The organism is Streptosporangium sp. G11 (assembly GCF_051192615.1).
Classification (GTDB): domain Bacteria; phylum Actinomycetota; class Actinomycetes; order Streptosporangiales; family Streptosporangiaceae; genus Streptosporangium.
This window is the reverse complement of the sequence record NZ_JBPJUQ010000066.1, coordinates 37,799-46,913: the sequence shown is the minus strand read 5'-3', so window position 1 is coordinate 46,913 and position 9,115 is coordinate 37,799. Positions and strand designations below refer to the sequence as shown.

7 protein-coding genes are annotated in these 9,115 nt (G+C 68.5%); 4 read left to right on the top strand and 3 right to left on the bottom strand.

Annotated features, from left to right (window positions below; all coding sequences use genetic code 11):
* Positions 1 to 876: endo-1,4-beta-xylanase (locus ACSDR0_RS39080; RefSeq protein ID WP_435293994.1), on the top strand; the 876-nt coding region annotated here is incomplete at its 5' end.
* A 168-nt stretch (positions 877 to 1,044) separates the two neighbouring features.
* On the opposite strand, the gene ACSDR0_RS39075 is transcribed toward ACSDR0_RS39080, so the two are convergent.
* The gene (locus ACSDR0_RS39075; protein ID WP_435293993.1) at positions 1,045 to 2,232 is read right to left on the bottom strand and encodes an endo-1,4-beta-xylanase; all 1,188 of its coding nucleotides are present in this window, start codon (positions 2,230 to 2,232) and stop codon (positions 1,045 to 1,047) included.
* 811 nt (positions 2,233 to 3,043) lie between these two features.
* Here ACSDR0_RS39075 and ACSDR0_RS39070 point away from each other — a divergent pair.
* The gene (locus ACSDR0_RS39070; RefSeq protein WP_435293992.1) at positions 3,044 to 4,735 is read left to right on the top strand and encodes a cellulose binding domain-containing protein; all 1,692 of its coding nucleotides are present in this window, start codon (positions 3,044 to 3,046) and stop codon (positions 4,733 to 4,735) included.
* 115 nt (positions 4,736 to 4,850) lie between these two features.
* On the opposite strand, the gene ACSDR0_RS39065 is transcribed toward ACSDR0_RS39070, so the two are convergent.
* Positions 4,851 to 5,870, bottom strand: a complete 1,020-nt coding sequence (locus ACSDR0_RS39065) for a polysaccharide deacetylase family protein (RefSeq protein ID WP_435293991.1) — start codon at positions 5,868 to 5,870, stop codon at positions 4,851 to 4,853.
* Between the two features lie 581 nt (positions 5,871 to 6,451).
* On the opposite strand from ACSDR0_RS39065, the gene ACSDR0_RS39060 reads away from it, so the two are divergent.
* Together ACSDR0_RS39060 and ACSDR0_RS39055 are read left to right on the top strand one after the other, a co-directional pair.
* Positions 6,452 to 7,444 (top strand): glycoside hydrolase family 11 protein, encoded by a 993-nt coding sequence (locus ACSDR0_RS39060; protein ID WP_435293990.1) that lies wholly within the window; start codon positions 6,452 to 6,454, stop codon positions 7,442 to 7,444.
* A 228-nt stretch (positions 7,445 to 7,672) separates the two neighbouring features.
* Positions 7,673 to 8,116, top strand: coding sequence for a hypothetical protein (locus tag ACSDR0_RS39055; protein ID WP_435293989.1), 444 nt, complete (start codon positions 7,673 to 7,675; stop codon positions 8,114 to 8,116).
* Positions 8,117 to 8,242: 126 nt separating this feature from the next.
* On the opposite strand, the gene ACSDR0_RS39050 is transcribed toward ACSDR0_RS39055, so the two are convergent.
* Positions 8,243 to 9,085: an LLM class flavin-dependent oxidoreductase gene (locus ACSDR0_RS39050; RefSeq protein ID WP_435293988.1), complete on the bottom strand. Its 843-nt coding sequence runs from the start codon at positions 9,083 to 9,085 to the stop codon at positions 8,243 to 8,245.
* Positions 9,086 to 9,115 lie beyond the last annotated feature (30 nt).

Sequence of the window (9,115 nt, the reverse complement as noted above, 5' to 3'; positions counted from 1 at the left end):
GGCAACTCCGGCGGCCGGCGCGACTCCAACCTGCAGCGCACCGGCAACGACTGGATCGAGGTCGCCTTCCGCACCGCCCGCGCCGCCGACCCGGCCGCCAAGCTCTGCTACAACGACTACAACATCGACAACTGGTCCTGGGCCAAGACCCAGGGCGTCTACAACATGGTCCGCGACTTCAAAGCCCGCGGCGTGCCCATCGACTGCGTCGGCCTGCAGTCCCACTTCAACAGCCAAAGCGCCTACAACAGCAACTACCGCACCACCATCTCCAGCTTCGCCGCCCTCGGCGTCGACGTGCAGATCACCGAGCTCGACATCCAGGGCGGCTCCGCCCAGACCTACGCCGCGGTGACCAACGACTGCCTGGCCGTCCCCCGCTGCAACGGCATCACCGTCTGGGGCGTCCGCGACAGCGACTCCTGGCTCGGCGCCAACACCACCCCGCTGCTGTTCGACACCTCGGGCAACAAGAAGGCCGCCTACACCTCGGTCCTCAACGCCCTCAACGCCGCCGACCCCGACCCGGACCCGACGCCCACCCCGACCCCCACACCGACCATCACCCCGACTCCGGTTCCGGGGGCGTGCGCGGCGACGATCACGACGAACAACAGCTGGCCGGGAGGCTTCCAGACGACGGTGACGGTCAGCGCGGGCAGCGCGCCGGTCAACGGCTGGACCGTACGGTGGACCTGGCCCGGCGGGCAGACCATCAGCAGCCTGTGGAGCGGCCAGCACACCGTGTCCGGCTCCAGCGTGAGCGTCCGCAACGCCGCGTACAACGGCTCCATCGCGGCGGGTCAGTCGACCACCTTCGGCTTCACCGCCAACGGCACCGCGGCCACTCCCACGGCCACCTGCACCAGTCCCTGATCCGATTCGTACCGGGCCGGGCCGTGGTTTCCACGGCCCGGCCCGTGCGTCACGTCATCTCCTCCGGCTCACTCCCACGCTCGTGGGGGTGAGCCGGTTTTCCGCTCCGTCGGAGTGGTCTCTCGGGGAGCGGCGGGGCATCCGAGTCGGCGGACACCCCGCCGCCGCTCATCGCCGGGGCTTCTGCGGAACCCTCGGCAGGACGTGGGGCGGCCCGGAGAAGGCCAGGTCCGCCTTGACGACGTTGTAGGCGCGCTTGGGCCGGTAGGACTCGTCGTACAGGGTGGCCAAGCCCTCCGGGGGGTCGGTGAACCAGCCGGGCACCCAGGAGTGCCTGTCGGTGAATCCCCAGACGGTGTAGGACAGGCAGTGCCGGTTGGCCAGGCACGCCTGCAGGAGCACGCTGTAGTTCGACGCCGACGCCTGGAGGCGGGGATTGATCTCGTTGGAGTCGCCCGCGCGCACGCCGTCGGTCATCTGGCTGCGCGCGTCCACCTCGGTGAACGCCGTGGCGAGCCCGAGGTCCGAGAAGGCGTCGAGCACTTCGAGCACCTGGAAGGCGTCGAAGTTGCCGTACTGGGTGCCGAGGTGCCCCTGGCTGCCCACGCCGTCGATGGGGACGCCGCTCGCGCGCAGCTGCCTGACCATGTTGTAGACGTACCAGGTCTTGTCGGAGGGCCCTCGGTCGCCGAACGCCTCGATGTTGTAGTCGTTGTAGAACAGCAGGGCGTTCGGGTCGGCGGCGCGGGCCCAGCGGAAGGCGTCGGCGATGTAACCGGGGCCGAGGTGCTGCGCCCAGAAGCCCTTCAGGTGGATCGACGACGGGGTGTCCCACGGGTCGCTGGCCGCCTCGTTGACGACGTCCCACTGCGAGATCTTGCCCTTGAAGTGCTTGACGACGGCGGTGATGTGATCGCGCAGGATGCCACGGAGTTGCGTCTTGCTGATCGTCCCGTCGCTGACGCCCTGGGTGAGCCAGGTCGGCAACTGGTTCTGCCAGACCAGTACGTGCCCGCGGACCTGCTGTTTGTTCTTGCGGGCGAAGTCGATCAGCTCGTCGGCCGGGCCCCAGTTGTACGTGCCCCGGGTGGGTTCGAGCGACTCCCACTTCATGGCGTTCTCGGCGGTGACGGAGGAGAACTGCGAGGCGGCGAGCGCGCGGTACTGAGGATCGGCCGCGTCGTGCAGTACGTCCAGGTCGATCGCGGTGCCGATGGCGAGACCGTGGCGGGCGGCGAGCGCGCGCAGGCTCTGCTCGGCGACCGTAGGGTGCCGCTCTTCCGCCAGAACGGGAACGGCGTTCAGCGTGCCGGCCAGCATGAGCGTGGTGGCACCGACGGTCAGGAAACGCTTCATAGAACTCCCTCGGGATCGGCCCCGAAAACTTTCGGTTCAGCAGCGAAAACAATCGTATTAAACCTTTCTTCAAGAAGAAAGGCCGACACCAGAATCCCGAAATATTTCAAAAATCACTCAGCGGGTGGGTGGATGCCCGGTCGCGAGGGTGTCGGCGGCATCACGGTCGCGCGGTCCTGAATGGCCGGTGGCATCATGGCCGGGCGTACTCCAGGGCGTCATCGCCGGCTTCTCTGTCCCGGACCACGATCGCGGGCGCGTTTCCGTCGCCGGCCCCGGCTCGCCGGCGCCTTTTCAGGCTTGGCCGCACCTCAATGGGCCGGAGTCAGGGCATTGCGGGAAGTGAAACGTTCAGAACCGCCGATCTTTCGACGGTCAAGCGGCACCGCTGAACAACCTTGACCTCACAAGTCGGGTTTTCGCTGGTGGAGAGGCTGATATCCGCCGCGGCGGAAACGTGATGTTCGCGGGTCACCACATCCACGCGGAAGCGAGACGCCCGAAATTTTCAGTCGTCTCCTTGACACCTTTCCAGGCCTTTTCCCACACTTGGGTGCCGAGCGGGACGCACCGCCTTCCTCGATTGTTAGCGCAACCATTCCGCGATCGCCCTTCTCGGGGACCGGTGGCGGTCGTCGCGGCGATCACGCTCGGAGCGGCGGCGGCCGAAAGGGGAACTCTCGTCGGCGAGCCAAGTACGCAGCGGGACGAACAGCCATGGAAACCATTGAGCCGCCTCGGTTGGACCGGCTTCACCTGCCAGCAGTATCCGGATGGCACGATCTCGGGAGGGTCCGTGATACGGATCGTCATGGCAATCGCTCTTCTCGGCACGTCACTGGTGGCCGTGGCGGGGCAGGCCGTGGCCGGGCAGGCCGCAGCCGCGCCTGTCATCACCATTTCAGATAATGTGCGTTATCAGGAGATGGACGGTTTCGGCGTCTCCACGGCGTTCCGCCGGGGTGAACTGCTGCGTAACCTGTCGACGGTGCAGCAGAACGACGTCTTCCGCCTGTGGTTCGACCGCGAGACCGGCGCGGGGCTCAGCATCCTGCGCCTGGGCATCGGCGCCTCGCCGGTCGGCAGTCCGTACGACAAGATGATCTCCATCCAGCCGCAGAACCCGGGTGGACCTGACGCGCAGCCGAGATACGTATGGGACGGCGACGACGGCGCCCAGGTGTGGGTGGCCAAGGTCGCGCAGTCGTACGGCCTGAAGCGTTTCTACGCCGACGCCTGGAGCGCCCCCGGCTACATGAAGGACAACGGGAGCGAGAACAACGGCGGCACCCTCAAGCCCGAGTGGAGCGCGGCCTACGCCCGGTACCTGGCGCAGTACACGAAGTTCTACGCGCAGGAAGGTATCAAGATCACGGACTTGGGGTTCACCAACGAACCCGATTACACGGCGACCTACGAGTCCATGCGCTTCACTCCGGCCCAGGCCGCCGCCTTCGTCAAGGTCCTCGGCCCGATCGCGACCGACGTCAAGATCGCATGTTGCGACTCCTACGGCTGGGACCAGGCCAAGGCGTACACCAACGCCATCGAGGCGGACTCCGAGGCCCGCCGCTGGGTGTCCACCTACACAGGTCATACCTACGCCAGCCAGATAACGAGCCCGCAACCCGGGAGCAAGCGCACCTGGATGTCGGAATGGGGCCCCGACGGGAGCACCTGGAACGAGAACTGGGACGACGGGAGCGGCCAGGACGGCTTCACCATCGCCCAGAGCATCCATCAGGCTCTCACCGTCGGCAACGTCAGCGGCTACATCTACTGGCTGGGGGGCTCTTCGGGAGCCACCCGGGCGCTGATCCAGATCGACCCGGCAGCGCGGACATATCGCGTGTCCAAGCGGCTGTGGGCGATGGCGGCGTACAGCCGGTTCATCCGGCCGGGCGCGGTCCGGCTCGGCACGTCGACGAGCAACTCGTCGCTGAGGGTGTCGGCGTTCCTCGACTCCGACGGATCGAAGGTCGTCGGGGTGCTGAACACCGGCAACTCGGCCGTCACCTGGGACGGCCTGCAAGGTGGCACCACCGCCTACGTCACCGACAACTCCAACTCGCTCACGCGCGCCACGGTCACGGGCGGCGCCGTCACCCTCAGGCCGCGCTCCCTCACGACCGTCGTGATCGGCGGGCCCACGCCGACTCCCACTCCCACGCCGACGCCCACGCCGACGCCCACGCCGACTCCCGTCCCCGGTGGGTGCACGGTGACGATCCAGACGGTGAACGCCTGGGGCGGTGGCTTCCAGTCCAATGTCACCGTGCGTGCCGGCTCCAGCGCGATCAACGGCTGGACGGTGAGCTGGACCTGGCCCGGCTCACAGTCCATCACCCAGCTGTGGGGAGGCGTACGGTCCGGCTCAGGAGCGGCTGTCACCGTCCGGAACGAGACCTGGAACGGCAGCCTCGCCGCCAACGCCACCACCACGTTCGGATTCACCGCCAACGGAACCGCTGCCACACCGGTACTGACATGCGGAGCCTCCTGACCTGACGACGGCGCGCCGCCGCTCCCCGCGTAAGGGGGAGCGGCGGCGCGCCCGGTTCGCGGCACGGCGGCGGTGCCACCGCCACCGTGCCGCGGGGCCGGCCGAGAGCGAAATGTCAGCCCACCCGGCAGGAGACCGTCGGCCAGGTCCAGTCGCCGCCGTGCATGACGGTGAAGCCGAAGCTGTTGCCGCTGCCGTTGGGGCGCATCGTCATGACCTTGCCGGTGCTGTCCCAGGTCGGGGTGCCGTTCCAGGTGGCGGTGACCCGATGGGCGTTGCGCAGGGTCACCGTGACGATCCAGCTGCTGCTTCCCGAGACGCCGACCGACAGGTTGAACCGGTCGCTCCACTGCTGGCCGGCGGTGACGACCGCCGTGCAGTTGCCGCCGCCCGGCGGGTCGGTCGGGGTGGTGCCGCCGTCAGGTGCCACGGCCCTGCCGGTGGAGGGCGAGATCATGCCGGCGCACAGGTTGCGGCTCCTCAGGTTCGCGGCGATCTGCGGGATCGCGTTGAGCGTCGTCGCGTACTGGTCGTGCATCAGGATGATCTGGCCGTTCTGCAGCCGTCCGGCGGCCTGCACGATCTGGGCGGTACTGGCGCCGTTCCAGTCCTGGGAGTCGACGTCCCAGATGATCTCGGTGAGGCCGAGCTGCTGCGCGACCGACTTCAGGGTGGCGTTGGTCTCCCCGTACGGAGGCCGGAAGAGCCTGGGCGCGGTTCCGGTGGCCTGCTGGATGGCCTGCTGGGTCCGCTGGAGCTCCGACTGGATCTGGGAGCCGCTCATGGTGACCAGGTGGGGGTGGGTGTAGCTGTGGTTGCCGATCCACATGCCGGCGTCTCGCTGGGCGCGGACCAGGGCCTGGTTGTTCTGGGCGTTCTGCCCGGTGTTGAACATGGTCGCCCGCAGGCCGTTCTGCCGCAGCGCGTTCAGCAGGTTGCCGGTGTTGCCGGGGTTGGGCCCGTCGTCGTAGGTGAGCCCGACATATCCGGCACTGCAGTCGGCGGCCCGCGCCGCGGGCGACGAGGTCACGGCGAACGCCGCGCCCAGGACGGTGAGAAGACCCATCACGAGTGCACTCCGGATGCGTGAGCGGCGTACCCGGCTTCCGCCGGTGACGGTTGCGTTGTCGATCACTCTGTTCCTCCACTGGAACATCGATCGGTAAGGACGAGGGACGCACGCACGTACGGTCGCGGCGTAACGCGTACGGAATGCGCAGAGCCGCGTTGAGCTGCGGTTCTGTCGCCGGTCACCCGGCTGGGGCGAGCAGGCCTGTCTGGTGAGTCATTCTGTGTATCGCCATGAAACCTGTCAAGAAAGCATCGAAAGCTTTCGGTCGCGTTGGCCGAACTTCGATCATGAGACAACAGTTTTCATTGGCCGACCCCAAGTCCGGCCAGCCGGTCGAGAGCTGTGAACAGGGGGAATGTCCTTCAGGGGAGTCGAAATCAAGATTGTGTTTCCGATATATTTCTGAAAGTTGTTGACAGTTCGGCGAGCCAAACCCACACTCTCACCATTGACAGGCCCTAACCACTGTCGATCCGGGTCACCCGCCGCGCGGCCTGGTCCTCCGGTCGCCGACCGCGCGGCGACCGGCCAACCCAGTCGCGTTGTACGACTCCAACGCGCGGTGGACGTCACCTTGGCCACCGAAAGCCCCGCCGGGTCGTATCACGCTGCCTGCCCCGCCAGACTTCACGAGGAGCACGCACATGAACGATGCCCACGCATCCCCGAAGGGCCGCCGACGCGGCCGCATCAGGCCGCTCGTCGGCCGAGTCTGCGCCGTGGCGCTGGCCATGGCCGTGGCGGTGCTGCCCGGCCCCGCCTACGCGGCCATCACCACCAACCAGACCGGCACCAACAACGGCTACTTCTACTCGTTCTGGACCGACAGCCAGGGCACGGTCTCCATGGAGCTGGGATCCGGCGGCAACTACAGCACCTCATGGAGGAACACCGGGAACTTCGTCGCCGGCAAGGGCTGGAGCACCGGCGGGCGCAGGAGCGTGAGCTACTCGGGCAGCTTCAACCCGTCCGGCAACGCGTATCTCACCCTCTACGGGTGGACGAGAAACCCGCTCGTGGAGTACTACATCGTCGACAACTGGGGCACCTACCGGCCCACGGGGACGTACAAGGGCACGGTCACCAGCGACGGCGGCACGTACGACATCTACCAGACGACGCGGGTCAACGCCCCCTCCATCGACGGCATCAGGACTTTCAACCAGTACTGGAGCGTCCGGCAGTCGAAGAAGACCGGTGGGACCATAACCTCCGGCAACCACTTCGACGCGTGGGCCCGCAGTGGAATGAGCCTGGGCAACCACGACTACATGATCCTCGCGACAGAGGGCTACCAGAGCAGCGGTAACTCCAACATCACGGTGGGCGGCTCCGGCGGTGGTGGCGGTGGCGGCGGCGGCGGTGGTGGCGGTGGCTGCACCGCGTCGCTCTCCGCGGGCGAGCAGTGGAGTGACCGCTACAACCTCAACGTCTCGGTCAGCGGTTCGAGCAACTGGACCGTGACGATGAACGTCCCGTCCCCCGCGAAGGTCCTCGCCACCTGGAACATCAGCGCGAGCTATCCCAGCGCCCAGGTGCTGACCGCCAGGCCCAACGGCAGCGGCAACAACTGGGGCGTGACGATCCAGCGCAACGGCAACTCGACCTGGCCGACGGTCTCCTGCAGCGCGGGCTGACCCCGGAACACCCGAGACACCGCGTCCACGGCGCGGCGGCCCACCGCCGCCGCGCCGTCGTCCTCGACGGCCGCGTCGGGGGCCGGCAAGGAGCCGAGGTGCCGGACACGGCGTTCCGGGACCGGTGGCCCGGTGCGCCGGCCGCCCTGGCCGGGAGGGGCTTTCGCACGCGCGGTCAAAGTTCCGCGTCGTCCTGCCGTGCACTCGCCCGCCCTCTATGTTGGGATCGTGCCGTTACGGGAACGCGGGCGTGGATTCGCCGCCGCGGGGTGGGGCGGGGCGGTCCTGTCGGCAGCGGTGCCCTATGCCGCGCTGGTGCCGCCCGCCGATCCGCTTGTCGTCATCTGCGCCTACCGCACCGGGCCCGATCCGGCCGCGGCCGGGCTGGCCTACGCCCTGCTGGCGCACCTGCTGCCGCTCGCGCTCCTCGTGCTGGCGGCGCTCTCGCTCAGGGCCGGCGCGACCAGGCCGTGGCCACACTTGGCCGGCGCGGCGGCGGCAGGGGTGACCGGCGGCTGCTACGCGCTGTCGTCGGCATCGGTCTTCGCCTACTGCCCTGAGGACTCTGTCGGCGCGGGCGTACTCGTGCCGCTCTACGCCGGCTCGGCCCTCTGCACGCTGCTCGCCGGCGTGGTGCGACGGGTCAGGCCGATCGCCGCCGGGATGACGTAGCGCCGGTGCCCGGACTCCGGCGATCCGGCCGCGACCGGCGAAGGCGGCCCGGCGCGGTTGGGGAGTCCGGCCGGCCGGGTACGAAGCGCGGGCGAATCCCCCTGATCTCGACCCCGTACAGAGGCTCTAGGCCGACGTGGTGATGAGCTCGTCGGTGACCCACCGCGCGACGTCGGCGGGGTAGGGCGCAGACAGCCCGAGGACGATGTGCCGGAAGCCGGCGTCGATCGCTTCGCCGATCGCGTCCTGGACGGTGCCGGGCCGGTCGTAGGAGACCGGCAGGTGGATCGAGCGGGTGACGGAGGCGGGGTCGCGGCCGATCTCCGCGCAGTAGCGGTCCAGCAGTGCGCTGCGGCGGATGACGTCGTCGATGTCGCCGCCGGGGATGTTCCACAGGTCGGCGTGCTCGGCGACCACGCGGAGCACGGCGGCCGAGCGTCCGCCGACAAGGATCGGCGGGTGGGGGCGCTGGACGGGTTTGGGGTTGCAGAACGCGCCGGTGAGGTCGACGTAGGTGCCGTGGAAGTCGAACGGTTCGGTCTCGGTCCACAACCGCCGGATGACCGCGCACGCTTCGGCGAGGCTTCCCACGGCGTGGGCGGAGTCGTGGAAGGGCAGGCCGTGTGCCTCGTACTCGCGCCGGGCCAGAGGGTGGCTTGGGCGCGAGCCCGCGCCGATGCCGAAGTCGAGCCGTCCGCCGGAGACGACGTCGACGGTCGCGGCGATCTTGGCCAGCATCGCGGGCGGCCGGAAGCGGTTGCTGGTCACGGGCAGGCCGAGGCGCAGCCGTCGGGTCTGCGCGGCGAGGGCCGAGAGCAGCGTCCAGCCTTCGTGGGTCGGTCCGTCCGGATCACCGCCGATCGGCATGAGGTGATCGAACAGCCACGCGTGCTCGATCTCCGGGATCGTGTCCGCCTCGCGCCAGACCCGCAGGACGTCGTGGTAGTCGACGTTCGACGGGGCGGTCATGATCCCGAAACGAGGCCGGGGTGTTCGCGG